This is a genomic window from Streptomyces sp. NPDC001410 (genome assembly GCF_042895235.1).
In the GTDB taxonomy this organism is placed as follows: Bacteria; Actinomycetota; Actinomycetes; order Streptomycetales; family Streptomycetaceae; genus Streptomyces.
The window spans coordinates 307925-332545 of record NZ_JBIAWE010000006.1 but is presented as its reverse complement, the minus strand read 5'-3'; the positions used below and the strand labels follow the sequence as shown (position 1 = coordinate 332545).

Below are 24621 nucleotides of genomic sequence, written 5' to 3'. Positions count from 1 at the left end.
CAGCAGATAATCGATTATTGGTGTTATCGTCGATCCAGTGGCCGAGGATGGAGCGGCGGCGGCGATACCTCTACGCGATGGACGCTGCGGGCCCTCCAATCGGCCGCATCACCGCCACCCCGCAGCACGGCATGAAAGGAACGACGCGATGAGCGCCAACGACCCGTTCGCCCGCCTCCCGGAGGCGGCCTCCTTCACCGTCACCAGCACCACCGTCACTGACGGCGCCGCCTGGCCCGCCGAGCAGTTCTCCGGCATCTTCGGCGTCCCCGGCGGGAAGGACGTCTCCCCGCAGCTGTCCTGGAGCGGCACCCCGGAAGGCACCAAGAGCTACGCCGTCACCGTCTACGATCCCGACGCCCCCACCGGGTCCGGGTTCTGGCACTGGGTGGTCGCCGACATTCCCGCCACCGTCACCGAACTGCCCGAGGGCGCAGGCGACGACACCGGCTCGGGCCTGCCGGAGGGCGCCTTCCAGCTGCCCAACGACGCCCGCACGGCCCGTTTCATCGGTGCCGCCCCGCCGGCCGGGCACGGCCCGCACCGCTACTTCATCGTGGTGCACGCCCTCGACGTCGCCTCCATCGGCGTTGCGGCCGACGCCACCCCGGCCGTCCTCGGCTTCACCATGGCCGGCCACATCCTCGGCCGCGCGGTCCTGACCGCCACCGCCGAAACCCCCGCCTGACCAACAGCATGTCCCAACTCATCGACACCACGGAGATGTATCTCCGCACCATCCTCGAACTGGAGGAGGAAGGCGCGGTCCCCCTGCGCGCCCGGATCGCCGAGCGCCTGAACCAGAGTGGCCCGACGGTCAGCCAGACGGTGGCGCGGATGGAGCGGGACGGGCTGGTGTCCGTCGCCGGCGACCGGCACCTGGAGCTGACCGACGAGGGCCGCCACCTGGCGACCCGCGTGATGCGCAAGCACCGCCTCGCGGAGTGCCTGCTCGTCGAGGTGATCGGCCTGGAGTGGGAGCACGTTCACGCCGAAGCCTGCCGCTGGGAGCACGTGATGAGCGAGGCCGTCGAACGCCGCGTCCTGGAGCTGCTGCGGCACCCGACGCAGTCGCCCTACGGCAACCCGATCCCGGGCCTGGAGGAGCTCGGCGGGAAGAGCACCGTGGAACCGTTCCTCGACGAGAGCATGGCCAGCCTCAGCGACCTTGAGCCCGGGCCGAACGGCGTGAGCGCGGTCGTACGGCGCATCGCGGAGCCGATCCAGACCGACCCCCAGCTGATGTCCACCCTGCGGCACGCCGGAGTGCGGCCCGGCGCGGTCGTGAGCGTGACGTCGTTGCCCGGCGGCGTGATGGTCGGCAGCGGCGGGGAAGCAGCTGAACTCCCCACGCAGGCTGCCGCGCACGTTTTCGTGGCCAAGCACTGAGCGCAGTCGGGCGCCGGCCCGTTGCCGTGGCCCGTGCGGGCAGGAGGATGGCCCTGGACCAGGATCGTGGTCCAGGGCCATCCTCGTTGCGGCAACCCCACGATGTCACCGCGACCAGGGGCGCAATGCTCCGCATTCAGCGGAGCAAAGCCAGCTCCCCCGGGCGAAGAGGGCCTGTTCAGTCGATGACTGCGGTGGCTTCGATCTCGACCAGATGCTCGGGTACGTCCAGCGCCGCGACGCCCAGCAAGGTGGCCGGGGGTGCCGGGGTGACGCCCAGTTTCGCAACCGCTCGGGTGATCCCTTCCATGAGCAGCGGCATCTTGTCAGGGGTCCAGTCGACGACGTAGACGGTCAGTTTCGCCAAGTCGTCGAGGGAGGCACCGACCTCGGCCAGGGCGGTGCCGATGTTGAGGTAGCACTGCTCGACCTGAGCGGCGAGGTCACCCTCGCCGACCGTGACACCGTCGGCATCCCAGGCGACCTGGCCTGCGATGAAGAGCAGCTTCGAGCCGGTCGCGATCGACACCTGCTGGTAGGCATCGATCTTCGGCAGTCCGCTGGGGTTCACCAGGGTGATGGGCATGCTGCTGCCTCCTGTCATGAGGGCGCGCCGCGACGCGTTTACTCTCTTGTGGTTACTTCGAAACCGTAAGAGAGTGGTCGCTGACATGGAAGAACGCACTTTTCAGTGACTGGGGAACCTTATGGTGACCAAGCAGTTCAAAGCCTCGCTGGACGAAGCGGACGTGAGGCGCGCCGACTCTCTGGCCCGGGAGATCTTCTCGGACGTCGCCAACAAGTGGGCCCTCCTGATCATCGAGGCTCTGGGGGAGCGCACCCTGCGCTTCGGTGAGCTGCGGGATGGGATCGAGGGCATCAGCCACAAGATGCTCACCCAGAACCTGCGCATGCTGGAGCGCAACGGCCTGCTCGAGCGGACGGTGTACCCGGTCGTGCCGCCGCGGGTCGAGTACACCCTCACCGAGCCGGGCCAGGCCCTGCGAGTGACGATCGACGGACTGTGTGACTGGACCCACCTGTACCTCGGTCACATCGAGGCCTCCCGCCGCCGCTTCGACGACTGACGGGTTGACCACTCCGGTTGCAGGGCGGAGGGCGGCCAGATGACGCTGGCGTCGAGTACGAGCGTCTGCGAGCGAAGGTTCTCTCCCCTGCGTGATCTCGGGACTGGCGGACACGGGGGCGAACTGCCATTCGTCGGTTGATCTCGCGGCGCCGTTTGCCGAATCCCTTGAGACCCGTCGCATCGCTGAGTAGGTCAGCGGCCTGTCCGAGGTCTTGTGCGCGAGGGCCCGGCGTTGGGCCACCGACTCGGGAACCGGGTTGACCAGCGGCCCACGGTTGTAGTGGCGGTGGTAGGCGTAGCAGCTGCAGACCACGGTCGGGCAGTGGTTGATCGTTCGTGGCGCGTAGCCGGCCCTGAGACAGGGCTTGCCGGTGCGTGGGTGACAGTCAACGGCCGGTCGCCGTCCAAGGTGAGGCCGCGGAGGTGCGGAACGACGGGCTCGACAACGGGCCCGTCACCGTCCAGGCCGGCGTACAGCGGTATGGGATCCAGCTCAACGACCGAGCCAACACGGGGCCATCGGCCCGACCCTCGATCAGCTGGCGGTGCAGGTCCTGCAACACATACTTCCTTGCAGGCGGAGACCATCTCGCTCCACGATCAGAGCACTCGTGCAGTCAACACACCAGCGCGCTGTAGGCGTTGAGCGCGGGCTGGCCGCCCAGGTGGGCGTAGAGCACCGTCGAGTCCGCGCCGATCTCACCGCGCCGGACGAGGTCGACGAGCCCGGCCATGGACTTGCCCTCGTAGACGGGGTCGGTGACCATGCCCTCGGTCCGCGCGGCGAGCCGCATGGCGTCCAGGGTGGACTCGTCGGGGATGCCGTACGTCCCCGCGTGGTACCGCTGGTCCAGCTCGACGGTCAACTCGCCCTCGACGCCGATGAGTCGGCCGGTGGCGTGGGCGATCCGGGCGATCTGTTCGCGGGTGCGGGCGGGCTCGGCCGAGGCGTCGATGCCGAGCACCCGGCGGGGCCGGCCGCCCGCCTCCTCCAGGGCCCGGAATCCGGCGATCATGCCCGCCTGGGTCGAGCCGGTGACCGAGCACACGACCACCGTGTCGAAGAAGACGCCCAACTCCTCCTCCTGCTCGGCGACTTCATGAGCCCAGCGGGCGAAGCCGAGGCCGCCGAGCGGATGGTCGGAGGCACCGGCGGGAATGGCGTACGGCTTCCCGCCCGCCTCCTCCACGTCCCTCAGCGCCTGCTCCCAGCTCTCCTTGAAACCGATCCCGAACCCGGCCCGCACCAGCCGCACCTCGGCCCCGGCGAGCCTGCTGATCAGGATGTTGCCCACCTTGTCGTACACGGAGTCCGGCCACTCCACCCAACTCTCCTGCACCAGGACGCACTTGAGCCCGGCTCGGGCCGCGACAGCGGCGACCTGGCGGGTGTGGTTGGACTGCACCCCGCCGATCGAGACGAGTGTGTCGCAGCCGTGCGCGAGCGCGTCGGCGACCAGGTACTCCAGCTTGCGGGTCTTGTTCCCGCCGTAGGCGATCCCGGAGTTGCAGTCCTCCCGCTTGGCCCACAGCTCGGCGCCGCCGAGGTGGGCGGTCAGACGCTCCAGGGGGTGCACGGGCGAGGGGCCGAACAGCAGCGGATAGCGGGCGTAGGAAGACAGGGACACGGGACCTCCAGGTTCAGTCGGGGTCGGCCAGGTCTGCGAGGGTGCGCCAGATGTCCGCCGTGACCCGGACCGCGCCGTCCACGTCACCGTCGGCGCAGGCCTCGATCAGCCGCTCGTGCAGCCCGGTCGAGCGGCACGAGCCGCCCTCGCCGAAGCGCTGCCGCTCCAGTCGGCGGATGAGCGGGGTGTAGCGGGCGACGGTCGCGGCGGCGGCGCGGTTGCCGCTCACCCGGACCAGGACGTCGTGCAGCTCGTCGTCGGCACGCAGGGCCTCTTCCACGTCGCCGGTGCCTACGGCGGTGGCGAACCGGTCGCCCGCCGCACGCATCCGGTCGAGGTCCGCCGGGCTCAGCCGGGGTACGGCGACCCGGGTGACCAGTTCGTGCAGGGCACCGACCACCGCCGCCGCGTCCCGTACGTCGGCGGCGACGAGCGGGGTGACTCGGGTGTAGCTCTGCGGCTTGCTCTCCAGCAGCCCCTCGTCCACGAGCCGCGCGAAGGCCTCGCGCACGGGCGCCCGGGACAGCCCCAGCTTCTCGGCGAGGTCGGCGTCGCGCACCACCGCGCCGGGCTCGATCTCCCCGGCCACGATGGCGTCCCGGATCGCCGCGTAGGCGCGGTCCCGGAGCAGGGTGCGGGGAACGGGTCGTAGCGTCTCCACGAATTGAAATGTTAGATATCAGTGCGGGAGCAGGCAAGGGTGTGGCCCGCACCCCCGGCGGAAGTGCGGGCCACGATCACAACCGGCCGCTGGTCAGGCGGCCTGCCACGGCCAGCGGGAGTCACGAGCGTCCTCCAGCAGGGACACCATCCGGAAGGCCGAGTCCGAAAGGCCGCCGAAGGTGTGCCTGTTGTCCGTGCCCGACGGCCCGTGGCCCGCCCGGTAGCCCTCCAGGTTCCAGGTGTAGACCGGGACACGGGACGGGATCTGGGCGGTCGGGTCACCCTGCTGGTGCGGGGAGTACTGCTCGTCGGTGACGATCAGCACCCGGTCGTGCTTCTTGTAGTGCCGGCGCACCGCCTCCGTGGTGTCGGTGCCGCCGAGGTTGCCGAAGCGCTCCAGGATCTTCAGCACCGACTCGCCCTTGCGGAACTCCACCTTCGCGCTGGTCGAGCCGAACTCGACCAGGTCGGCGTCCGCCGCCCGCAGCGCGAGCGCGGTGCCGAAGATCGCCGCCGCGTCGGCCCGGGTGAGCTGGGCGCGCTCGGACACCGGAGACCAGAACATCGAGCCCGACCGGTCGACCAGCACCAGCGTCCGGCCCGGCAGCGCGGGCACGTTGGCCAGCGAGTGACCGAGCGCCTGCTCCAGCGGGTACGCCCAGCGCAGCGAGGGCGCGTGCCGGTAGGCGGCCAGGTAGCGGAAGGGGAACTGCCGCGAACGAGCCACCTGCTGCGGGTCGCTGATCTTCGCCGCGACCTGGGCGGCGACCTCGTCCGAGACCCCCGCCCCGTCGAAGTTCCGCAGGTTGCGGACCAGCGCCATCGCGCCCATGGACGGGATCACGGCCTCCCAGGCCGCCTTGTCCATCGGGCCCTGCAGCCAGCCGGCCAGCGCCTCCCAGGTGATACCGGCCGCCGCCAGCCGCTCGGCGCCGCCGGGCGCGGTGACGACCGCCCGCCGCTGCTCGACGGGCAGTGCCATCAGCTCGCGGTGCGCGGTGAGCACCGGGCTCGATGCGGGCGGCACGGCGGTGTCCGGGTTGTGCCGCCGGTCGAGCGCGTACCGGAACAGGTCGCCCTGCCACGGCTTGTCCGCGTCCGGCGACGCGTGCACCAGGTTGAGGATGTCGGCGAAGCGGTAGCCCTTGGACGCGGTGTCGTACTTGAGCAGCGACTTGGCGTGGTACAGCCGTCGTACGGCGTCGGCGACACCGCGCTTGACCGGCTTGGGGACGGCGCGGCCGTACGTCGCCGTCCAGTACGCGAGCAGCTCGCCCGGCTCGTCCGGGCGCTGCAGTACGGATGCCACGACCTGCCGGTTGGACGGGCCGTCGGTGGCGCCCGCGGTCAGCCGGGCGTGCACGTACTCGGCGGCGCCCACGATCGAGGCCGTCCGCATGTTGCCCTCACCGCGCAGCCAGCCGAGCAGTCCGGCCGTCCACTCCGGGTCACTGACGGCGAGGTCGCGGAGCAGGCGGGTGAACCGGTCGTCGCGGTCCTCGGCGTTCTCGTAGAAGGTGTCCCCGAGGAAGTGCGATACCGCCAGCAGGAAAAGCTCGGAGCGCGGATCGCGCTCCTGGCCCCGGCCGCCCTCGTAGGTCCGCAGGATGCGGCCCGTCGACGTCACCGCCGACTTCAGCTGCGCCTTGGTGGCACGCGTGTTGAATCGCGCCATGGTGAATTCCCCCGAATTCGTTCGTGTTTCGGAGGGAGGCACAGCAAATGGAGGGTGCCCGAGATCGGGAGTCGGCGACGGACTTTAGTCAGATGCTCTACCCATTGAGCTACACCGACCCGAAGTCGATGACGGGAGTCGAACCCGCAACCGTCTGGTCCCATTGAAGTAACCGCTGCCTGCGCACCGGACACCCACCATGTGCTGCGCCTCCCGAGATCAATTCGGCGGCGGTCATGGATTCTCTTTGCAAAAGAAGTAACCGCAGCCTGCGCACCGGGAGGTGCATGAAGTTTTCGGTGTCCAGAGATCGAGGTCGGCGGAACCGACGGTTGGTGCTCTGCCGTCTGAGCTACACCGGCCCGTGGAGCCGGTGGCGGGACTCGAACCCGCGGCCTCCCCATTAAGAGTGGAAGTAGGTCCTGCCTGTCGCACCTGGACGAGGATCACTCTAGGAGGGGAGCCGCGGGACGAGCGAGCGAATTAATTACCGCGCGGACGTCAGGCGCACTTCTGCCGCTTCCAGGGGCCGGTGATGGCGACCATGATGCCGGGCTCCTGGATGTTGGCGAACAGAGTGCGGCCGTCGGGCGAGAAGGTGACGCCGGTGAACTCGCTGTACTCGGGCTTATCCGCGGTGCCGATGTTCAGGTCGTTGCGGGCGATCGGGTAGGTGCGGCCGCTCTCGGTGGCGCCGAACAGGTGCTGGATGCCCTCGCCGTCCTCGGCGATGACCAGGCCGCCGTACGGGGAGACGGTGATGTTGTCCGGGCCGTCGAAGTTGCCGTTGTCGGCGGACGGGTCGGCGTTGACGCCGAGGAGGACCTTGAGGGTCAGGGTGCGGCGCTTGGGATCGTAGAACCAGACGGCGCCGTCGTGCTGGACGGGGCTCTCGGTGCGGGCGAAGGAGGAGACGATGTAGGCGCCGCCGTCACCCCACCACATGCCCTCGAGCTTGCGGGCGCGGGTGACCTGGCCCTCGGTGAACTGCTTGCGGACGGAGGTCGTCTTCGCGTCGCGGTCCGGGACGTCCACCCAGTCGACGCCGTAGACGGTGCCGATCTTCGTCGCGCGGGAGAGGTCGTCGACGAACTTGCCGCCGGAGTCGAAGCACTTGAATGCCTGCAGGACGCCCGCGTCGTCGGCGAGGGTGCGCAGCTTGCCGCGGCCGTGGCGGTAGCCCTCCGGCGGGGTCCAGCGGTAGAGCAGGCCGTTGGGGCCGGCCGCGTCCTCGGTGAGGTACAGGTGGCCGCGCTTGGGGTCGACGACGACGGCCTCGTGGGCGTAGCGGCCGAGCGCCTTGATGGGCTTGGGGTCGCGGTTGGCCCGGCGGTCCTCGGGGTCGACCTCGAAGACGTAGCCGTGGTCCTTGGTCATACCGTTCTGGCCGGCCTTGTCCTCGGTCTCCTCGCAGGTCAGCCAGGTGCCCCACGGGGTGTTGCCGCCCGCGCAGTTGGTGGAGGTGCCGGCGATGCCGACCCACTCGGCGACGTGGTCGCGGCGCACCTCGACGACCGTGCAGCCACCGGAGGCGGCGGGGTCGTAGACGAGGCCCTCGGTGAGCGGGACCGGGTACTTCCAGCCGGAGCGCGGGCCCTTCAGCTCGTGGTTGTTGACGAGGAGGGTGGCGCCGCGGGGGCCCTCGAAGGTGGAGGTGCCGTCGTGGTTGGACGGGGTGAATTCACCCGACTCCAGCTTGGTCCTGCCGCTGTAGGTGATGACCCGGTACGTGAAGCCCTCGGGCAGCGCGAGGATGCCGTCCGGGTCCGGGACCAGCGGGCCGTAGCCGACGCCGTGGTGCCCGTGCGCCGACGCGCCGTCCACGGTCTCGACGTCGTCCGTGGCGGCGAGGGCGTTCGGAGCGGTGGCCAGGGCGCCGACGCTGCCCGCCAGCGCGACTCCGGCACCGGTGATCGCGGATTTCCTGGCGAAGTCCCTGCGGCTGAGCGACATGGTGTCTCCTGTGACGGTGGGCGTGCCGGGTGGAGGGTGGCGACCTCGTTGCGGCGCTCACACTCGCGCCACCTTTTGAACGGCGGTTGAACACCCGGCTACTTCAGAGACCCCTGTTCCATGAATCCGTATACACAGAGCCATGGCCGCCCAAAACGCCGGCCCTGTTCTTCCCCGGCGTCACCAGCTCGTCTCCGCCGTGACGGCGAAACGGCGAAACCGCGAAACGACGATCGGTCACGCCGTCGCCATCACCGTCGCCATCGCTGTCGCCATCGCCATCAGGCGGTGCCGAACCGTCCGCGATCGGCGGGCCGCTCAACCCCCCTGCGCCGACCGCGCCTTGAAGGCGGCCTTGCGCGCTTCCTTCGCCACCTTCTTGTCCGGGTGCAGCCGCCCCATCGCCTCCAGCACGTCCGCGGTGTCGGGGTGCTCCACCCGCCAGGCCGCCGCGAAGAACCCGCTGTGCTGTTCGGCGAGCCCCTCCACCAGCGCCCGCAGTTCCTCGGAGTTCCCCTCGGCCTGGAGCTGCGCGGCCAGCGTGTCGACGGTCAGCCAGAACACCAGCTCCTGCGAGGGCGCGGGCACGTCGGAGGCGCCGCGCTCGCTCAGCCACACGCGGGCGAGCCCGCCCAGCTCGGGGTCGTCCAGCACCTCCCGCAGCGCGGCCTCGGCCTCCAGGCCGACGAGGGACAGCGCCTGCTGGCAGCGCAGCCTGCGCAACGGCGCCCCGGCGTCGGCACCCCGCGCCGCGGCCAGCAACTCCCGTGCCGCGGCGAGCGGTTCCCGCCGGGCCACCCACTGCTCGGTCTCGGCCTGGGCGGCGGACTGCCCGAAGTGGGCGGTGCCGTCGAGCAGCACGTCGGCGCCCTTGTCGGCGAGTTCACCGACCGCGGGCGCCTCGAACCCGGCGTCCAGCAGCCGCGCCCGCAGCCCGTAGGCGCCGAGCGGGGTCAGCCGGACCATGCCGTAGCGGGAGACGTCGGTGTCGTCCACCGGCGCCGCGGGCTCTTCCGCAGCGCCCTCGATGTCCGCCATCAGCGCCTCGTCCACCGGCTGGTACTCCACCAGACCGACCGGCTCCAGCATCCGGAACTGGTCGTCGAGGCGCATCATCGCGTCGGAGACCTGTTCCAGGACGTCGTTGGTGGGCTCGCCCATGTCGCTGGGGACGATCATCGAGGCGGCGAGGGCGGGCAGCGGGACCGGAGCGTCGCCGGAGCCGTCCTCACTGACGGTCAGCAAGTAGAGGTTGCCGAGGACGCCGTCGAGGAACTCCGCCTCGGCCTCCGGGTCCCAGTCGAGTGACGAGAAATCGACCTCGCCGCCCTCGTCCATCGCGTCGACCAGATCGTCCAGGTCGGGCACGCTCGCGTCCGCGACGACGGTCTCCAGGGCGGAGAGCCAGACGGTGAGCACGTCCTGCGGGGAGCCGCCGGTGAGCAGCGCCAGCTCCTCCCCGGCCGCCACGGTCCCGGCTTCCTCGTCGGTGATCTCGACCAGTGCGGCGTCCACGGCCACCCGCCAGGCCTCGCTCGCGTACGCGGCGGCGTCCTCCCCGCTCAGTCCGAGCAGTTCGGCGGCGGCCGGAAGCTGTTCCTCCACCAGTCCGCCGCCGGCGTCCACCCGGGTGTCGGGTCCGGCCCAGCGGGCGAGGCGGGCGGCGCGGGAGAGCAACGGCGTGGACAGCGCGGCGCGCGCCAGCTCCGCTTCGGGGTGCAGCCGTACGGGCGGCAGGGGGGAGCTGTCTGACATCGGCTGGTTCTCCTCGGGCCGTGAAAGGACTCGACCGCTCAGCCTAGACGGATTTCCACCCATGCCGCCCGGTTCATGTCTCCGTCAGATCTCGTACATGGCCGAAACCTTGACAACTCCCGGGCCCAGGCAGGAGATTGACGCGCGTAGAAGTTGGGGGGACAACTGTTCACTCGGCTCTACGCGTGTCACACAGGGCTACATGCCCGCACGCTTCCGTCACCACCTCGTCCCGGCGCTCATGTACGCCCCCGGAGGGATCCCCTTGCCGAGCAGGTCTTCCGCGCGCCTCGCCGCGCTCACCGTCGCCGCCGTCTGTTCCGCCGCGTCGGCCGTCGTCCTCACCTCGCCCGCGCACGCCGACTCGGTGCGTATCCACGACGTCCAGGGCACGACCCGGATATCGCCGTTCGCGGGCCAGAAGGTCACGGACGTGCCCGGCATCGTCACGGCCACCCGCACCTATGGCTCCTCCAAGGGTTTCTGGATCCAGGACCCGAACCCGGACGACAACCCGGCCACCAGTGAGGGCGTGTTCGTCTTCACCAGCTCCACGCCGAAGGTCGCCGTCGGCGACTCGGTCACGGTGACCGGCACGGTCTCCGAGTACGTCCCGGGCGGTGCCTCCTCCGGCAACCAGTCGCTGACGGAGATCACCAAGCCGACGATCACCACCGTCTCCACGGGCAACGCGGTCCCGGCGCCGGTCGTGGTCGACGAGGACTCGGTGCCGGACGCGTACGCCCCGCAGGGCGACACCGCCGCCGCCGGCTCGGTCAACGGCCTGACCCTCGACCCGTCGGCGTACGCCCTGGACTACTACGAGTCCCTGGAGGGCATGAACGTCCAGGTCGAGGACGCCCGTGTGGTCACCGCGACCGACCCGTACAGCGAGCTGTGGGTCACGGTGAAGCCGTGGGAGCACCGCAACCGCCGCGGCGGCACGGTCTACGGCTCCTACGCGTCCCAGAACACCGGCCGGATGCAGATCCAGTCGCTGGGCTCGACCGCCGACTTCCCGAAGGCGAACGTCGGCGACACCCTGGAGGGCGCCACCACCGGCCCCCTGGACTTCAACCAGTACGGCGGCTACACCCTGGTCGCGAGCAAGCTCGGCACGCTGGAGAGCGGCGGTCTGGAGCGCGAGACCACGCAGAAGCAGTCGAGCCGCGAGCTGGCGGTGGCGACCTACAACGTCGAGAACCTCGACCCGTCGGACGCGACCTTCGACAAGCACGCCGCCGCGATCGTGAACAACCTGCAGTCGCCCGACATCGTGTCCCTGGAGGAGATCCAGGACAACAACGGCGCCAAGGACGACGGCACGGTCGACGCGAACGAGACCGTGAACAAGCTGATCGACGCGATCGTCGCGGCGGGCGGCCCGAAGTACGACTGGCGCTCGATCAACCCGGTCAACGACCAGGACGGCGGCGAGCCCGGCGGCAACATCCGCCAGGTGTTCCTGTTCAACCCCGAGCGGGTGTCCTTCGTGGACCGCGCGGGCGGCGACTCCACCACCGCCGTCGGCGTCACCAAGGTGAACGGCAAGGCTCAGCTGACGGTCTCGCCGGGCCGGATCGACCCGGACAACGCGGCCTGGAAGAGCAGCCGCAAGCCGCTGGCCGGCGAGTTCGTCTTCCGTGGCAAGACCGTGTTCGTGATCGCCAACCACCTCAACTCCAAGGGCGGCGACCAGGGTCTGACCTCGCAGTACCAGCCGCCGGTACGCAGCTCGGAGATCCAGCGCCACGCGCAGGCGACCGAGGTGAACACCTTCGTCAAGGACATCCTGTCCGTGCAGAAGAACGCGAACGTCATCGCGCTCGGCGACATGAACGACTTCGAGTTCTCCGAGACCGCGAAGATCCTCGAGGGCGACGGCGAGCTGTGGTCGGCGATCAAGACGCTGCCGAAGAGCGAGCGTTACACCTACGACTACCAGGGCAACCAGCAGGTCCTGGACCAGATCCTGGTGAGCCCCTCGATCCGGCGCGGCTGCGACTTCGAGTACGACTCCGTGCACATCAACTCGGAGTTCAACGACCAGATCTCCGACCACGACCCGCAGGTGCTGCGGTTCCGCCCGTAACCCGGTCCGGGGACCTCAGGACTGGCCGAACACGCCGTTCAGCCAGTCCTGCCAGGCGGTCTCGTTCGCCTGGGCGTCGGCGTCCGGCGCGAAGTCGTGGACGCTGATGCCGAGCGGCGCGCCCCAGTGGCCGCGTCCGAAGAAGCGGATGAGGGCGTTGTCGGTGCGCAGCCCGATGAAGTACGGGTTGCGGTAGTCGAGTACCGCGTCCAGGGTCTGCCCGCCGGGCCCCTGGACGCCGACCTTCGTGCCCGCGGCCGTGTCGTCCGCCAGGCCGAGCGCGTGGCCGACGGCAGCGAGCGCCCGCGGGGACTGCGAGGCCGCGGGCCCCGCCAGCTGGGCGAAGGTGACCGGGCGAGGCGCGAAGTGCGTGAGGTACTCGCACAGGGTGTGCAGGTAGAAGTTGGTGTGCTTGCTCGCGCCGTCGTACTGGTTGTTCCAGTCGTCGGTGAAGATGCCGCTGTGCACATAGCGCACCCAGGCGCGGCGGCCCTCGTCGCGGGGCTCGATCGTGTAGTCGAGCTGGTTGACCGACTGGACCGGGAAGCCGACATCCTCACTGCGGTTCGTGTAGTGGTGGGGCGGATCCCAGGCGGTGACGGTGGACCCGAAGGGCCCGCTGCCGCCCACCCGGGGCTCGGGCGGGTCCATCGGCCAGAGGTAGCCGCCGGTTCCGGTGGTGACCGCCTCCCACACCTTCTCGGGCGGGACGTCGACCTCGAACTCGCGGACGATCTCGAATTCCTTGGACATGATGGGGCTCCTGCTGCTTACCGGTCCGGTTCGGGGGTGGGCTGGTCCTTGACCGTGGGGTGGAGGGCGACGACGATCCGGTGGTCGCGGCCGCCCTCGGCGTCGGGGGCGTCGTACTTGCCGATCAGAGCGCTCACGCCCGCCGTCAGCTCCTTTACGAAGGCCGCGCGGTCGGCCGCGGAGGCGAAGCGGACCTCGCCGTCCAGGGCGTAGGTCGCCAGCCGTTTGCGGGCCCTTTCGGCGCCGGTGATCAGCGCGCCGACGTCCCGCACCAGGCGGGCGCCGAGCGCCAGCAGCCAGCGCGCGGAGAGCTGGTCACGGAAGCGCTCCGGGTCCGGCTGCACGGGGGCGAGCGCGGTGGGCGAGATGACGTACGACGCGGCGGTCGCGCGCATCAGCCGCTCGGTGACGTTGCCCTTGCGGCGCTCCCCGGCCAGCTCGACCAGGCCATGCCGCTCCAGCGCCTTGAGGTGGTAGTTCACCTTCTGCCGGGGCAGTCCGACCTTGCCGGCCAGCATCGCGGCCGACGCGGGTCCGGCGGCCAGTTCGGCGAGCAGCCGGGCTCGTATCGGGTCGAGCGATACGGCCGCCGCCTCGGGGTCCTCGATCACGGTCACGTCCAGCATGCCTCCACCCTCGCACCGAAAACTTTTTTTGTCCAGGAGGACAGAGTTGTCGGTGCGAGGGTGCGCGGAAGAACCCTTGAGCCGCTGTGGGCCGGGGCGCGGTCAGTGGTGCCGTCGGCGCAGCACGCCTGCCGTGGCCAGGGCGGCGGCACCTGCCGCGCCCGCGATCAGCAGGGGGCGCGGGTGTGCGGCGGCGCTCGTCCGCAGCTGGACGGTCATGGCGCCGGCCTTGTCCTTGAGGTCGGCGGCCCGGGTGGACGCCCGGCCCTTCACGTCGGCCCTGTCCTTCCACTGGGCGACACTGTGGCCGAGCCGGCTGCGGGTCTGTTCGAACTGGTGCCGCAGCTCGTCGGGGCCCTTGGCGCCCGAGCCGTGCGGGATCCTGTGCTTCATCGGTGTGCCCTTTCCCTGATCACATCCGGGTACCCCCACCGAAGAACGTCAGTCGTGCTCCACTCCCCCGGCCCCGCGGTCGCCGAGCCGTGCGAGTTGGGTCTGGAACCAGTCGAGCCGGGCCTGCAACAGGGCGGCCTCCGCGACGAGTTCGGGAACGCCCAGCTCGCCGTCGGCCGTCAACCCGGCGTTCGGAGCCGGCCTGCCGGCACCGCCCGCCACCACCCGCAGGCCCTCCCCGGCCAGCCGGGCGAATCCGGCGAGCGAGACGGACGTACGACCCCGTACACAGCCCGCGCACACGGGGACGAGACCCCGCCAGCCGAGCCTGCCCCACTCGTCGTCGGCGGCGAGCGCGACCGCGGTGGCACCGCAGGCGCAGGGGCCGACGGTCGCCGTGCGCACCCGCTGACGGGCGTAGCGGAAGCCGCGCTCGAAGCGGATGTAGGCGCCGAGCACGGAGACCTCCAGCAGGACCGCGGCCCGGTGTTCCGCCGCGCACAGCAGGGCCTCGGCGGCCGCGCGGTCGTGCACGCAGTGGAAGCCGCAATCGCACAGGCGCGCGGGCGCGCGGTGTCTGCGCCCGTAGACGCAGGAGGCGTCGTCGAGCACGCCGTACGGCAGCGCGCTGCCCAGCGACACGCCGGTGAACCCGGCCCGGGTGCCGTCCTGGGACAGCACCGGGCGGGCGATCTTGTATCCGGTCGGCGGCTCCGTCGGGCGTTCGGCCGGGAGCCGCAGCCTCATCGGGCCGCCGGTACCTCTTCGCGGGCCGGCTCGGCCGGTGCGCTGAGGGTTGTCTCCTCGGGGAGCCGGGGCTCCTCCTCGTGGACGAGCGGCCGCTCTTCGGCGACCCCGGTGGCCAGTGCCTTGCCGAGCTTCATGGTGCCTCCCATGACCGACATCGATGACCGTCCCGGCCCATGGTGACGCATGAAGGACGGAATTGCCCATAGGGCCTTCGGTCGCCCACCCCTCCAATTCATCAGGAGTACTTAGCAATATCCCTAAGCAGAATTAAGTAGAGCTTCACCGTTGCCCTGCCGAGACTACTCCCATGACGAATCGACGCCGACCCTTCGGCCGTACACTCTGCGCGATGATCACCCCGTTCACCGAGGCGGGCACGCTCGACGTGGAGGGTGCCCGGCGGCTGGCCGGCCGACTGGTGGCCGAGGGCTGCGACGGCCTGGTGCTGAACGGCACCACGGGCGAGTCGCCGACCACCACGGACGCGGAGAAGGCGGAGCTGATCGCGGCCGTGCGGGAGGCGGTCGGCGACGGGATCTCGCTGGTCGCCGGCGTCGGCACCGCCGACACCCGGCACACGATCGAGCTGGCCCTCGCCGCCGGGAAGGCGGGCGCGGACGGCGTGCTGGTGGTGACGCCGTACTACAGCCGGCCGCCGCAGGAGTCGCTGGAGGCGCACTTCCGCCAGGTCGCCGACGCGAGCGGGCTGCCGGTGATGCTCTACGACATCCCGGGCCGCACGGGCACCCGGATCGAGCCGGAGACGATGATCCGCCTCGCCGCGCACCCCCGGATCGTGGCGGTCAAGGACTGCTCCTACGACTTCCTCGGCACCCAGAAGGTGCTGGCGCACACGGAGTTGGCGTACTACGCGGGCTGCGACGAGCATGTCCTCGCGCTGTACGCGGTGGGTGCGGCGGGCTGCGTGAGCACGGTCGCCAACGCCGTACCGGGCCATGTCTCAGCCATCCTGGACGCGTTCGACGCGGGCGACACGGCTCGCGCGACCGAACTCCAGCTGCGGGCCACGCCGTTGATCGAGGCGATGATGGGCGCGGGCCTGCCCGGCACGGTCACCGCCAAGGCGCTCCTCGGTGAACTCGGGCTGCCGGCGGGCCCGGTGCGGGCACCGCTGCTGCCCGCCGGCCGGGAGACGGCCGACGGGCTGCTGGCGCGGTACGAGGAGCTGGTCAGCGGGTCGTGAACAGCGGTTCCCAGCGGCCGCTGCCCTTGAACTTCGGCGAGCGGAAGCCGCTGAGCGGCTGCACCTTGTCGCTGCCCACGGCGACGAGGACCAGCCGCTGGTGGAACTCGTTGTCGCCGTCGCCTCCGATGCCCCAGGCGATCAGCCGCTTGCCGTCGGCCCAGGCCAGCAGCTGCTGACCGGGAACCTTGGTGATCATCTTGCCGGTGAGCGGGTCGATGATGGCGGAGGCGATCTCGTTGCCCCGTCCGGCGAAGTCACCCGCCGCGTACTTCCCGTCGGACGAGAGGCCGGCCTCGACGTACGGCATCAGGTACTTCTCCGCGGCGGGCGTCCGCACGTCCGCGCCGTCGAGGGCGTGGTACCTGCGGTACGGGTTCTCGGTCAGGGGTTCCCAGAGGTACTTCCCGTCGTGACTGAACTCCAGATCCGTGCGTGCGTTGTCCGCCAGCCCATCTTTGTCCTTCCAGAAGGGCAGCTTGTGCCACTGCCCAGCGCCCGAGGCGACGTCGATCAGGGTGAACCCGGTCCGGCTGGGCACCCGCTGCGGCTCCATCTTGCTGTTGACCTCGATCTTGGCGCTCCAGTAGGCCCGGTCGGGGTTCTTGGCGTAGGTGGTGACGGCCAGCTTGGTCCCGTCCGGCGAGAAGGTGGCCCCGCCGGCGCCCTGCGGCACCGGGATCCACCGCTTGACCTCGCCGCTGGCCAGGTCGAGCAGCCCCACCCGGGTGGCGGGCAGCTCGCGCTCCAGCACGGCGGCCGTGCGCGCGCCCGGCGCGACGGTCACGAAGGACCAGCGGTCGTCCTTCTTGTAGGTGCCGCTCCCGGGATCCAGCAGCCGGTAGGTCGGGGTGTAGATCCAGTCCTTGTTCGGCAGTTTCACGGTCTTCGTCGTGCTGTACCCGGCCATGACGGCGTCGCCGGCGCCGATCAGCTCACGCGGCGGCGACTGGTCGGGGTGGGCCACGACCCGGCCGTCGGGGACGGCCGCGGGCCGTACGTCCCGGCCGCCGCCGTCGAGCAGCGGCACGCCCACGGCGACGGCGACCACGGCCGCGGCGGACGCGGCGACGGCGGCGATCCGGCGGGTACGACGCCTGCGGCGCAGCACGAACACCCGGTCGGCGAGGTTCGCGGACGCGGGCTGCGTGTGTCCCGCCATCTCCTTCAGGGAGTCGCGCACCAGTTGCTCGACGTTCACGGACGCACCTCCACGGGCGAGAAGTCACGGGACGGCCGCTGGTCGTTGCCGTCCGGGCCGAGCGCAGCCAGCTCGGGCGCGAGGGTGCGCAGCCGGGCCAGGGAGCGGTGGGTGGTGGACCGTACGGTGCCGACGGAGCAGCCGAGCAGCCGGGCCACGTCGGCCTCGGGCAGGTCCTCGAAGTAGCGCAGCACCAGCACGGTGCGCTGGCGCGCGGTGAGCCGGGACAGGGCGGTGCGCAGCACGAGCCGCAGCTCGGCGGTGCCGGACGCGTCCGGGGCCGCGGCGGCCTCCGGCAGCTCGGCGACCGTGACCTCACGGCGCCGCCACTTCAGCCGCCAGCGGCTGACCTGCTGCCGGTAGAGGATCCGCCGGACGTAGGGCTCCGGTTCGTCGATCCGCTGCCATCGCCCGGCCGCCTTGACCAGCGCGTTCTGCAGCAGATCCTCGGCCGCGTGCTGGTCCCCGCCACTCAGCAGGACGGCCGTCTTCAGCAGCGCCGAGGACCTGCCGGCCACGAACTGTCGAAAACTCTCCTGCGCTTGGGCATCCATCGTCACCTTCTCTTCCACCGGGCCGACCTGCTGTCCGGGCCCTGTACCCCATGTGACGTGCGGGGCGACCCGCCGCTATGCCTGCCCGCCACAGAAAATTAAGAAGATCACCCGGCCCCGCCGCCGTACGGTGCCCCCATGACCCGCCCCCTGCTGTTCCTGGACGTCGACGGCCCCCTCAACCCGTACGCGGCCAAGCCGGAACGCCGCCCCGAGGGTTACACGACGATCAGGGCGTCCCTGCACCCGGGCCGCCCCCTGCGGGTCTGGCTGAACCCGTCCCACGGGCCGGCACTGCTGTCGCTCGGCTATGACCTGTGCTGGGCGACGACCTGGATGGCGGAGGCCAACCGCTGGATCGCGCCGGTCGTCGGCCTGCCCGAGCTGCCGTACGTCGACTTCGGCGCGGACCTGTTCGCCGAGCGGCCGGACGGGGTCCACTGGAAGACGGCGGCGATCGTGGCGTACGCGGCGGGGCGGCCCTTCGTCTGGGTGGACGACGAGCAGAGTCCGGCCGACGCCGGCTACGCGGCGGCGCACCACCCCGGGCCTGCGCTGTTGCACCACGTCGATCCGCGGCTCGGACTGCGCGAGGAGGACTTCACGGCGCTGGCAAACGCTCTGGGCGGGCTCGTGACACGGCTGTGACAGTCGGCGGACACGGCCATGACGTCACCATCCCAAACTCGAAGAAAGAGGGCGAAAAGCCGAGATTCGGACATTTGCCCACTGCTTCCGAGGATGCGAGCAGCGACGACCGAGTCGACCCGCCGAAGGAAATCCCATGAGCCTCACTCTCACCACCACCATCGCCGAAGCCCCTGCCCCCGAGCTGGCTCCGCGTGAGCGGGAGACCCTGCGGCACATCGCGGCCGGCCGCACCTACCTGCAGACCGCCCGCCACATGGGACTCTCCAAGCACACGGTCGACGCCTACCTGCGCCGCATCCGGGCCAAGCTCAACATCAACAGCACGGCCGAGCTGACCCGGCTGGCCATCTCCCTGGGTCTGTGACGGACACATACGAACAGCAACGGCGGCCGCAGATGCGGCCGCCGTTGATCGTCTGTGTCGTCTGCGTCAGTTGTGGCTGTGCAGGATGTCGTTCAGACCGCCCCACACCGCGTTGTTCGGACGGGCCTCGACGACGCCGGTGACCGAGTTGCGGCGGAAGAGGATGTTGGAGGCGCCGTTCAGCTCGCGGGCCTTGACGATCTGGCCGTCGGGCATCGTCACCCGGGTACCCGCGGTGATGTACAGGCCGGCCTCGATCACGCACTCGTCGCCGAGCGCGATACCGACACCCGCCTCGGCGCCGATCAGGCAGCGCTCGCCGATGGAGATGATCACGCTGCCGCCACCGGACAGCGTGCCCATGGTGGAGGCACCGCCGCCGATGTCCGAGCCGTCGCCGACCACGACACCGGCGGAGATACGGCCCTCGACCATGGAGGTGCCGAGCGTGCCGGCGTTGAAGTTCACGAAGCCCTCGTGCATGACCGTGGTGCCCTCGGCGAGGTGCGCGCCGAGGCGGACCCGGTCGGCGTCGGCGATGCGGACACCCTTCGGGGCGACGTAGTCCGTCATGCGCGGGAACTTGTCGATCGAGGTGACCTGGAGGTGCAGGCCCTCGGCGCGGGCGTTCAGCCGCACCTTCTCGACGTCGTCCACGGCGACCGGGCCGAGCGAGGTCCAGGCGACGTTGGCGAGGTGCCCGAAGATGCCCTCCAGGTTCTGGCCGTGCGGCTTGACCAGCCGGTGCGAGAGCAGGTGCAGGCGCAGGTAGACGTCGTGCGCGTCGAGCGGCTTGTCGTCGAGGGAGGCGATGACCGTACGGACCGCGACTACCTCGACGCCCCGGCGGGCGTCCGGGCCGATCGCCGCGGTGGCGCCGCTGCCGAGCAGCTCGGCGGCCTGCTCGGCGGAGAGGCGCTCGGTGCCGGCGGGGCCGGGCGCCGCTACGAGCTGGGGAGCCGGGAACCAGGTGTCGAGAACGGTGCCGTCGGAGGCGAGGGTGGCGAGGCCGGCGGCGACGGCGCCGGTGGTACGGGAAGCAGTCTCGGTCATGTAGGAAACCTAACGTGGCGGAGGTCGTGCGGGCGAACCCGCACAGGGGCCGTCTCAAGTGCCGGGCGCGGGTTCAGGGGATCACCCGAGCCAGCACGGCGCGCGCGTACTCCTCGTCGTACGAACCGCCCGTCAGCAGCACCTGCAGACAGATGCCGTCCATCAGCGCGAGCAGCGCCCGCGCCGTCACCGGATCGGTGCGTGCGGCGAGCCGCGCGGCCGTCTCCTCGGTCCACTGGGCGGCGACGGGCCGCAGGGCGGGGCGCCTGAGGGCCGCGAGATACAGCTCGTACTCCAGCTCGACACCCGGCCGGTCGCCGCCCAGCCACTCGCCGAGGATCCGGGCGAGGCTCGCCGCGAGATCACCGTCGGTGTCGGCCAGCACCTCACTGGCGTCGAGCACCTTGGCGAAGCCCTCGCTGGCCTGGCACAGGGCGGCCACGAGGAGGTCGTCCAGGGTGGCGAAGTGGTAGGTCGTGGAGCCGAGCGGCACGTCCGCCTCGGCGGCGACCGTGCGGTGGCTCAGCCCGCCGATGCCCTTCTCCCCCACGACCCGGATCGCCGCGTCGATGATCCGCTGCCGCCGCTCGGGGTCGTAACGGCGGGGCATCAGTGCGCCCCGCCCAGGTTCAGCACCACCACTCCCCCGACGATCAGCAGGATCCCGGCGACCTTGGTCGCGCTCAGCCCCTCCCCGAACAGCATCAGGCCGATGGCGGCGATGGTCGCGGTGCCCACCCCGGACCAGATCGCGTACGCCGTGCCGATCGACACGGTCTTCAGCGTCCGGGCGAGCAGCCCGAAGGAGACGACGTAGCCCAGAGCCGTCACCAGCGAGGGTCCGAGCCTGCTGAAGCCCTCGCTGTACTTCATCGCCGTCGTGGCGGCGACCTCGGCGGCGATGGCGCCGGCGAGCAACAGGTATCCCATGAGGACAAGGGTACCCAGCGTTGTGTACGGGCGTACACAACGAGGAAGTTTCAGTTTCACAGAAACCGCTCGCTACACCACCCCGCTCCACTAATGTGCAGCCCCTCGGCACCACTTCGGCTTCACGCTTCACTCACGTCACCCACACACCCCGGCCGCCGCCCCGGGCGGCGGTGGAGAACCGCATGCCTGAAAACACCCCCCACTCCCCGCAACGCCAACCCTGGGAGAACGACTGGAACCCGGACACCTCCCGGGCCCCCGGCACCCGAAGACTCTGGCTGGCAGGCGCACTTGCCGTGGCCACGATCACGGCCTGTGTGACGGCGATAGCCATGACCGGCCAGACCCGCGAGCAGCGGACGACCCGGCCCACGGCCGGAGCCTCCACGGACAGCGGCCCCGGCCTGCTCTCCTTCGCCTCCCCTTCGGCGAGTGCGCCCGCTCCGCCGAAGGGCAGGACGAGCATGGCCTCGGCAGCACCCGCCACGACCGGGTCCCCGACACCCACCCACCCGGCCGGCTCGAAGCCCACCCCGGCCAAGTCCCCGGCGCGCCACGGCAGTTCCCCGAAGCCGACCACCGCCGACCGGCGCTCCGTCCGCTCCCTGAACTACCCCGACCGCTACTGGCACGTCGTCGGCGACTACGTGAAGCTCGACCCGGCCGACTCATCCTCCGCCCGCCGCGCCGCCACCTTCACCCTCGTCAAGGGGCTGTCCGACGCCCGCTGTTACTCCTTCGCCACGGCCGACGGCGACTACCTCCGCCACCGCAACTTCCTGCTGCGCGCCGAACAGGACGACGGCTCCCGCCTGTTCGAGCAGGACGCCACGTTCTGCCCCCGCCCGTCCTCCTTCACCGGCGCGGCCATGCTGGAGTCGGTCAACTACCCGGGCCGCTTCCTGCGCCACCAGAACTTCCAGCTGAGGCTGGACCCGTACCGGAACACCGACCTGTACCGGGCCGACTCGGCGTTCCTGCTGGTGGACGGGCTCGCCTGAACACACGAAAGCGGCGGCACCTCGCAGGTGCCGCCGCTTCACGTACGCGGATGTCTCAGACGTTGAACCCGAGCGCCCGGAGCTGCTCCCGGCCGTCGTCCGTGATCTTGTCGGGGCCCCACGGGGGCATCCAGACCCAGTTGATGCGCAGCTCGTTCACCAGGCCGTCGGTGGCGGACTTGGCCTGGTCCTCGATGACATCGGTCAGCGGGCAGGCCGCCGAGGTCAGGGTCATGTCGATCGTCGCGATGTTCGCATCGTCGATGTGGATGCCGTAGATCAGGCCGAGGTTGACGACGTCGATGCCCAGCTCGGGGTCCACGACGTCGTACAGGGCCTCGCGGAGCTCCTCCTCCGAGGCCGGTTTCGTCTCCACGGTGTCGCTCATGCCGTCTTCCTTTCGGCGTCGGCCCCGCCCAGGGCCTGGGCCGTCGCGTCCTTCCACGCCATCCAGCTGAGGAGGGCGCACTTGACCCGGGCCGGGTACTTGGAGACACCGGCGAACGCGACCGCGTCCTCCAGCACCTCCTCCATGGCGTCGTCGGGCTCGACCTTGCCCTTGGACTGCATCAGCTCCAGGAAGGTCTCCTGGATCTTCTGCGCGTCGGCCAGTTCCTTGCCGACGAGGAGCTCGTTCAGCACGGAGGCCGAGGCCTGGCTGATGGAGCAGCCCTGGCCCTCGTACGAGACGTCCCTGATCGTCGTTCCGTCGTACTTCACGCGAAGGGTGATCTCGTCGCCGCACGTCGGGTTCACGTGGTGCACCTCGGCGTCGCCATCCCTCAGACCACGCCCGTGCGGGTTCTTGTAGTGGTCCAGGATGACTTCCTGGTACATGGAGTCCAGCTTCACCTTTTCAGCACGCCCTTCAGCCGAAGAAGTTCCGTACGTGCTCCAGGCCGTCGACCAGTGCGTCGATCTCGGCCGGCGTGGAGTACAGATAGAACGACGCTCGCGTGGTCGCAGGAATTCCGTAGCGGAGGCAGACGGGCCGCGCGCAGTGGTGACCGACGCGGACCGCGATGCCCTGCTCGTCGAGAACCTGGCCCACGTCGTGCGGGTGGATGTCGCCCAGCGTGAAGGAGATCGCCGCCCCGCGGTCCTCGGCCGTGGTCGGGCCGATGATCCTCAGGTCCGGTACCTCTGCCAGGCGCTTCACCGCGTACTCGGTGAGCGCGTGCTCGTGGGCGAGGATCTTCTCCATGCCGATCGAGTTCAGGTAGTCGATCGCGGCACCGAGACCGACCGCCTGGGCGATCGGGGGCGTGCCCGCCTCGAACTTGTGCGGGGCCGGGGCGTACGTCGAGGAGTGCATCGACACCGTCTCGATCATCTCGCCGCCGCCCAGGAAGGGAGGCAGGTCCTCCAGCAGCTCCTGGCGGCCCCAGAGAACGCCGATGCCGGTCGGGCCGCACATCTTGTGGCCGGTGAAGGCCACGAAGTCGGCCTGCAGGGCCTGCACGTCCAGCGGCATGTGCGGGGCGGCCTGCGAGGCGTCGATGCAGACCAGCGCACCGACCTCCTGGGCGCGGCGGACTATCGCGTCGACCGGGTTGACCGTGCCCAGGATGTTCGACACCAGCACGAAGGAGACGATCTTCGTCTTCTCGGTGATGATCTCGTCGATGTTGGACAGGTCCAGCCGGCCGTCGTCGGTGAGGCCGAACCACTTCAGCTTCGCGCCCGTGCGCTGCGCCAGCAGCTGCCACGGCACGATGTTGGAGTGGTGCTCCATCTCCGTGATGACGATCTCGGTCTCGTGGTCCACCCGGTAGGGCTCGTCGGCCCAGCCCAGCATGTTCGCCACGAGGTTCAGCGACTCGGAGGCGTTCTTGGTGAAGATCACCTCGTCGCGGCTCGGCGCGTTGATGAACGCGGCGACCTTGTCGCGCGCGCCCTCGTACAGCGCCGTGGCCTCCTCGGCGAGCACATGCACACCGCGGTGGACGTTGGCGTTGTAGCGCTCGTAGTACTCGCTCAGGGCGTCCAGCACCTGGCGCGGCTTCTGCGAGGTCGCCGCGTTGTCCAGGTACACGAGCTTCTTGCCGTCGTGGATCAATCGGTCCAGGACGGGGAAGTCCTTACGGATCGCCTCGGTGTCGAGGAGGCCCGGCAGCTGTGTCACTCGGATGCGCCACCCTTCGTGTACGCCTCGTAGCCCTCGTCCTCCAGCTTGTCGGCGAGCTCGGCACCGCCGGACTCGACGATCCGGCCCGCGGAGAAGACGTGGACGTAGTCGGGCTTGATGTAGCGCAGGATGCGCGTGTAGTGCGTGATCAGCAGGGTGCCGACCTCGCCGGTCTCGCGGACGCGGTTGACGCCCTCGGAGACGATGCGGAGCGCGTCGACGTCCAGACCGGAGTCCGTCTCGTCGAGGATCGCGACCTTCGGCTTCAGCAGCTCCAGCTGGAGGATCTCGTGGCGCTTCTTCTCACCGCCGGAGAAGCCCTCGTTGACGTTGCGCTCGGCGAAGGCCGGGTCCATGTTGAGGCGCTCCATGGCCCCCTTGACCTCCTTCACCCAGGTACGCAGCTTGGGGGCCTCGCCTCGGACGGCGGTGGCGGAGGTGCGCAGGAAGTTGGAGACCGAGACGCCGGGGACCTCGACCGGGTACTGCATCGCCAGGAACAGGCCCGCGCGGGCACGCTCGTCGACGGACATCTCCAGGACGTCCTCGCCGTCGAGCAGCACGGTGCCGCTGGTGATCGTGTACTTCGGGTGACCCGCGAGCGAGTAGGCGAGGGTCGACTTGCCGGAGCCGTTGGGGCCCATGATGGCGTGCGTCTCGCCCTGCTTCACGGTGAGGTCGACGCCCTTGAGGATCTCCTTCGTGGCGTTGTCGGCCTCGACGGTGACGTGCAGGTCTCGGATTTCAAGCGTTGCCATGGGTGCC

The 24621-nt window shown here is 70.3% G+C and carries 28 protein-coding genes; 8 read left to right on the top strand and 20 right to left on the bottom strand.

Annotated elements, in window-relative coordinates:
- Window positions 1–148: 148 nt before the first annotated feature.
- Complete coding sequence (locus tag ACFY3C_RS15435) at window positions 149–688, top strand: YbhB/YbcL family Raf kinase inhibitor-like protein (RefSeq protein WP_390771054.1); 540 nt, start codon at window positions 149–151, stop codon at window positions 686–688.
- Between the two features lie 8 nt (window positions 689–696).
- On the top strand, window positions 697–1389 hold the full coding sequence (locus ACFY3C_RS15430) for a metal-dependent transcriptional regulator (protein ID WP_390771053.1): 693 nt from the start codon (window positions 697–699) through the stop codon (window positions 1387–1389).
- Window positions 1390–1567: 178 nt separating this feature from the next.
- Here the strand turns inward: ACFY3C_RS15430 and ACFY3C_RS15425 are convergent, their stop codons facing one another.
- The gene (locus tag ACFY3C_RS15425) at window positions 1568–1975 is read right to left on the bottom strand and encodes a RidA family protein (protein ID WP_386574030.1); all 408 of its coding nucleotides are present in this window, start codon (window positions 1973–1975) and stop codon (window positions 1568–1570) included.
- Between the two features lie 121 nt (window positions 1976–2096).
- On the opposite strand from ACFY3C_RS15425, the gene ACFY3C_RS15420 reads away from it, so the two are divergent.
- Window positions 2097–2477, top strand: a complete 381-nt coding sequence (locus ACFY3C_RS15420; RefSeq protein WP_386574031.1) for a winged helix-turn-helix transcriptional regulator — start codon at window positions 2097–2099, stop codon at window positions 2475–2477.
- Between the two features lie 619 nt (window positions 2478–3096).
- Here ACFY3C_RS15420 and ACFY3C_RS15415 read toward each other — a convergent pair.
- From ACFY3C_RS15415 to ACFY3C_RS15395, 5 genes are all read right to left on the bottom strand, one after another.
- The gene (locus tag ACFY3C_RS15415; protein ID WP_390771052.1) at window positions 3097–4107 is read right to left on the bottom strand and encodes a 1-aminocyclopropane-1-carboxylate deaminase; all 1011 of its coding nucleotides are present in this window, start codon (window positions 4105–4107) and stop codon (window positions 3097–3099) included.
- 13 nt (window positions 4108–4120) lie between these two features.
- Window positions 4121–4768 carry a GntR family transcriptional regulator gene (locus tag ACFY3C_RS15410; protein WP_390771051.1) on the bottom strand — a complete coding sequence of 216 codons (648 nt, stop codon included), beginning with the start codon at window positions 4766–4768 and terminating at the stop codon, window positions 4121–4123.
- Window positions 4769–4861: 93 nt separating this feature from the next.
- The gene (locus tag ACFY3C_RS15405; RefSeq protein WP_390771050.1) at window positions 4862–6445 is read right to left on the bottom strand and encodes a TROVE domain-containing protein; all 1584 of its coding nucleotides are present in this window, start codon (window positions 6443–6445) and stop codon (window positions 4862–4864) included.
- A gap of 501 nt (window positions 6446–6946) precedes the next feature.
- Entirely contained in the window at window positions 6947–8398 is a 1452-nt protein-coding gene (locus tag ACFY3C_RS15400; protein WP_390771049.1) for an alkaline phosphatase PhoX, read from the bottom strand.
- A 318-nt stretch (window positions 8399–8716) separates the two neighbouring features.
- Entirely contained in the window at window positions 8717–10153 is a 1437-nt protein-coding gene (locus ACFY3C_RS15395; protein ID WP_390771048.1) for a hypothetical protein, read from the bottom strand.
- Between the two features lie 265 nt (window positions 10154–10418).
- Between ACFY3C_RS15395 and ACFY3C_RS15390 the strand changes: the two genes are divergently transcribed.
- Window positions 10419–12245 (top strand): endonuclease/exonuclease/phosphatase family protein, encoded by a 1827-nt coding sequence (locus tag ACFY3C_RS15390; RefSeq protein ID WP_390771150.1) that lies wholly within the window; start codon window positions 10419–10421, stop codon window positions 12243–12245.
- A 15-nt stretch (window positions 12246–12260) separates the two neighbouring features.
- Here ACFY3C_RS15390 and ACFY3C_RS15385 read toward each other — a convergent pair whose 3' ends face one another.
- From ACFY3C_RS15385 to ACFY3C_RS15365, 5 genes are all read right to left on the bottom strand, one after another.
- Window positions 12261–12998: an SRPBCC domain-containing protein gene (locus ACFY3C_RS15385; RefSeq protein WP_390771047.1), complete on the bottom strand. Its 738-nt coding sequence runs from the start codon at window positions 12996–12998 to the stop codon at window positions 12261–12263.
- Between the two features lie 17 nt (window positions 12999–13015).
- Window positions 13016–13624: an ArsR/SmtB family transcription factor gene (locus ACFY3C_RS15380; RefSeq protein ID WP_390771046.1), complete on the bottom strand. Its 609-nt coding sequence runs from the start codon at window positions 13622–13624 to the stop codon at window positions 13016–13018.
- Window positions 13625–13726: 102 nt separating this feature from the next.
- Window positions 13727–14017, bottom strand: coding sequence for a DUF3618 domain-containing protein (locus ACFY3C_RS15375; protein WP_386574040.1), 291 nt, complete (start codon window positions 14015–14017; stop codon window positions 13727–13729).
- A gap of 48 nt (window positions 14018–14065) precedes the next feature.
- On the bottom strand, window positions 14066–14764 hold the full coding sequence (locus tag ACFY3C_RS15370; RefSeq protein ID WP_390771045.1) for a hypothetical protein: 699 nt from the start codon (window positions 14762–14764) through the stop codon (window positions 14066–14068).
- Complete coding sequence (locus ACFY3C_RS15365; RefSeq protein ID WP_167444074.1) at window positions 14761–14901, bottom strand: hypothetical protein; 141 nt, start codon at window positions 14899–14901, stop codon at window positions 14761–14763. The genes ACFY3C_RS15370 and ACFY3C_RS15365 overlap by 4 nt, the downstream gene beginning before the upstream one ends.
- A 173-nt stretch (window positions 14902–15074) precedes the next feature.
- On the opposite strand from ACFY3C_RS15365, the gene dapA reads away from it, so the two are divergent.
- The gene (dapA, locus tag ACFY3C_RS15360; RefSeq protein ID WP_390771044.1) at window positions 15075–15971 is read left to right on the top strand and encodes a 4-hydroxy-tetrahydrodipicolinate synthase; all 897 of its coding nucleotides are present in this window, start codon (window positions 15075–15077) and stop codon (window positions 15969–15971) included.
- Here the strand turns inward: dapA and ACFY3C_RS15355 are convergent.
- Both ACFY3C_RS15355 and ACFY3C_RS15350 read right to left on the bottom strand, forming a co-directional pair.
- Window positions 15958–17172 carry a WD40 repeat domain-containing protein gene (locus tag ACFY3C_RS15355; protein WP_390771043.1) on the bottom strand — a complete coding sequence of 405 codons (1215 nt, stop codon included), beginning with the start codon at window positions 17170–17172 and terminating at the stop codon, window positions 15958–15960. The genes dapA and ACFY3C_RS15355 overlap by 14 nt on opposite strands.
- Window positions 17169–17726, bottom strand: coding sequence for a SigE family RNA polymerase sigma factor (locus tag ACFY3C_RS15350; protein ID WP_386574046.1), 558 nt, complete (start codon window positions 17724–17726; stop codon window positions 17169–17171). The genes ACFY3C_RS15355 and ACFY3C_RS15350 overlap by 4 nt, the downstream gene beginning before the upstream one ends.
- A 138-nt stretch (window positions 17727–17864) precedes the next feature.
- On the opposite strand from ACFY3C_RS15350, the gene ACFY3C_RS15345 reads away from it, so the two are divergent.
- Both ACFY3C_RS15345 and ACFY3C_RS15340 read left to right on the top strand, forming a co-directional pair.
- Complete coding sequence (locus ACFY3C_RS15345; RefSeq protein WP_386574047.1) at window positions 17865–18374, top strand: hypothetical protein; 510 nt, start codon at window positions 17865–17867, stop codon at window positions 18372–18374.
- A 136-nt stretch (window positions 18375–18510) separates the two neighbouring features.
- A complete protein-coding gene (locus ACFY3C_RS15340) occupies window positions 18511–18741 on the top strand; it encodes a response regulator transcription factor (RefSeq protein ID WP_386574049.1) in 231 nt (76 codons plus the stop codon).
- A gap of 66 nt (window positions 18742–18807) precedes the next feature.
- Here ACFY3C_RS15340 and dapD read toward each other — a convergent pair whose 3' ends face one another.
- From dapD to ACFY3C_RS15325, 3 genes are all read right to left on the bottom strand, one after another.
- On the bottom strand, window positions 18808–19794 hold the full coding sequence (dapD, locus tag ACFY3C_RS15335; RefSeq protein WP_386574050.1) for a 2,3,4,5-tetrahydropyridine-2,6-dicarboxylate N-succinyltransferase: 987 nt from the start codon (window positions 19792–19794) through the stop codon (window positions 18808–18810).
- A gap of 73 nt (window positions 19795–19867) precedes the next feature.
- A complete protein-coding gene (locus ACFY3C_RS15330; protein ID WP_390771042.1) occupies window positions 19868–20404 on the bottom strand; it encodes a TetR/AcrR family transcriptional regulator in 537 nt (178 codons plus the stop codon).
- Window positions 20404–20724: a DMT family transporter gene (locus ACFY3C_RS15325; protein ID WP_386574052.1), complete on the bottom strand. Its 321-nt coding sequence runs from the start codon at window positions 20722–20724 to the stop codon at window positions 20404–20406. The genes ACFY3C_RS15330 and ACFY3C_RS15325 overlap by 1 nt, the downstream gene beginning before the upstream one ends.
- Window positions 20725–20909: 185 nt before the next feature.
- On the opposite strand from ACFY3C_RS15325, the gene ACFY3C_RS15320 reads away from it, so the two are divergent.
- On the top strand, window positions 20910–21728 hold the full coding sequence (locus ACFY3C_RS15320) for an AbfB domain-containing protein (RefSeq protein WP_390771041.1): 819 nt from the start codon (window positions 20910–20912) through the stop codon (window positions 21726–21728).
- Between the two features lie 55 nt (window positions 21729–21783).
- On the opposite strand, the gene ACFY3C_RS15315 is transcribed toward ACFY3C_RS15320, so the two are convergent.
- The 4 genes from ACFY3C_RS15315 to sufC are packed head-to-tail and all read right to left on the bottom strand — an operon-like array spanning window position 21784 to window position 24614.
- Window positions 21784–22116 carry a metal-sulfur cluster assembly factor gene (locus tag ACFY3C_RS15315; RefSeq protein ID WP_145874896.1) on the bottom strand — a complete coding sequence of 111 codons (333 nt, stop codon included), beginning with the start codon at window positions 22114–22116 and terminating at the stop codon, window positions 21784–21786.
- The gene (gene sufU, locus ACFY3C_RS15310) at window positions 22113–22580 is read right to left on the bottom strand and encodes a Fe-S cluster assembly sulfur transfer protein SufU (RefSeq protein WP_386574055.1); all 468 of its coding nucleotides are present in this window, start codon (window positions 22578–22580) and stop codon (window positions 22113–22115) included. Before sufU ends, ACFY3C_RS15315 begins: the two co-directional genes overlap by 4 nt.
- A gap of 16 nt (window positions 22581–22596) precedes the next feature.
- Window positions 22597–23853: a cysteine desulfurase gene (locus ACFY3C_RS15305; protein WP_386574056.1), complete on the bottom strand. Its 1257-nt coding sequence runs from the start codon at window positions 23851–23853 to the stop codon at window positions 22597–22599.
- A complete protein-coding gene (sufC, locus tag ACFY3C_RS15300; RefSeq protein WP_386574058.1) occupies window positions 23850–24614 on the bottom strand; it encodes a Fe-S cluster assembly ATPase SufC in 765 nt (254 codons plus the stop codon). Before sufC ends, ACFY3C_RS15305 begins: the two co-directional genes overlap by 4 nt.
- Between the last annotated feature and the right edge of the window lie 7 nt (window positions 24615–24621).

What these genes read in the sequence shown, in the direction of transcription:
- ACFY3C_RS15435 (WP_390771054.1), top strand. Translation starts at nt 149, where the DNA reads ATGAGCGCCAACGACCCGTTCGCCCGCCTCCCGGAGGCGGCCTCCTTC.
- ACFY3C_RS15430 (WP_390771053.1), top strand. Translation starts at nt 697, where the DNA reads ATGTCCCAACTCATCGACACCACGGAGATGTATCTCCGCACCATCCTC.
- ACFY3C_RS15425 (WP_386574030.1), bottom strand. Translation starts at nt 1,975, where the DNA reads ATGCCCATCACCCTGGTGAACCCCAGCGGACTGCCGAAGATCGATGCC.
- ACFY3C_RS15420 (WP_386574031.1), top strand. Translation starts at nt 2,097, where the DNA reads ATGGTGACCAAGCAGTTCAAAGCCTCGCTGGACGAAGCGGACGTGAGG.
- ACFY3C_RS15405 (WP_390771050.1), bottom strand. Translation starts at nt 6,445, where the DNA reads ATGGCGCGATTCAACACGCGTGCCACCAAGGCGCAGCTGAAGTCGGCG.
- ACFY3C_RS15400 (WP_390771049.1), bottom strand. Translation starts at nt 8,398, where the DNA reads ATGTCGCTCAGCCGCAGGGACTTCGCCAGGAAATCCGCGATCACCGGT.
- ACFY3C_RS15395 (WP_390771048.1), bottom strand. Translation starts at nt 10,153, where the DNA reads ATGTCAGACAGCTCCCCCCTGCCGCCCGTACGGCTGCACCCCGAAGCG.
- ACFY3C_RS15385 (WP_390771047.1), bottom strand. Translation starts at nt 12,998, where the DNA reads ATGTCCAAGGAATTCGAGATCGTCCGCGAGTTCGAGGTCGACGTCCCG.
- ACFY3C_RS15380 (WP_390771046.1), bottom strand. Translation starts at nt 13,624, where the DNA reads ATGCTGGACGTGACCGTGATCGAGGACCCCGAGGCGGCGGCCGTATCG.
- ACFY3C_RS15375 (WP_386574040.1), bottom strand. Translation starts at nt 14,017, where the DNA reads ATGAAGCACAGGATCCCGCACGGCTCGGGCGCCAAGGGCCCCGACGAG.
- ACFY3C_RS15370 (WP_390771045.1), bottom strand. Translation starts at nt 14,764, where the DNA reads ATGAGGCTGCGGCTCCCGGCCGAACGCCCGACGGAGCCGCCGACCGGA.
- ACFY3C_RS15365 (WP_167444074.1), bottom strand. Translation starts at nt 14,901, where the DNA reads ATGAAGCTCGGCAAGGCACTGGCCACCGGGGTCGCCGAAGAGCGGCCG.
- dapA (WP_390771044.1), top strand. Translation starts at nt 15,075, where the DNA reads ATGACGAATCGACGCCGACCCTTCGGCCGTACACTCTGCGCGATGATC.
- ACFY3C_RS15350 (WP_386574046.1), bottom strand. Translation starts at nt 17,726, where the DNA reads ATGGATGCCCAAGCGCAGGAGAGTTTTCGACAGTTCGTGGCCGGCAGG.
- ACFY3C_RS15345 (WP_386574047.1), top strand. Translation starts at nt 17,865, where the DNA reads ATGACCCGCCCCCTGCTGTTCCTGGACGTCGACGGCCCCCTCAACCCG.
- ACFY3C_RS15340 (WP_386574049.1), top strand. Translation starts at nt 18,511, where the DNA reads ATGAGCCTCACTCTCACCACCACCATCGCCGAAGCCCCTGCCCCCGAG.
- dapD (WP_386574050.1), bottom strand. Translation starts at nt 19,794, where the DNA reads ATGACCGAGACTGCTTCCCGTACCACCGGCGCCGTCGCCGCCGGCCTC.
- ACFY3C_RS15330 (WP_390771042.1), bottom strand. Translation starts at nt 20,404, where the DNA reads ATGCCCCGCCGTTACGACCCCGAGCGGCGGCAGCGGATCATCGACGCG.
- ACFY3C_RS15325 (WP_386574052.1), bottom strand. Translation starts at nt 20,724, where the DNA reads ATGGGATACCTGTTGCTCGCCGGCGCCATCGCCGCCGAGGTCGCCGCC.
- ACFY3C_RS15320 (WP_390771041.1), top strand. Translation starts at nt 20,910, where the DNA reads ATGCCTGAAAACACCCCCCACTCCCCGCAACGCCAACCCTGGGAGAAC.
- ACFY3C_RS15315 (WP_145874896.1), bottom strand. Translation starts at nt 22,116, where the DNA reads ATGAGCGACACCGTGGAGACGAAACCGGCCTCGGAGGAGGAGCTCCGC.
- sufC (WP_386574058.1), bottom strand. Translation starts at nt 24,614, where the DNA reads ATGGCAACGCTTGAAATCCGAGACCTGCACGTCACCGTCGAGGCCGAC.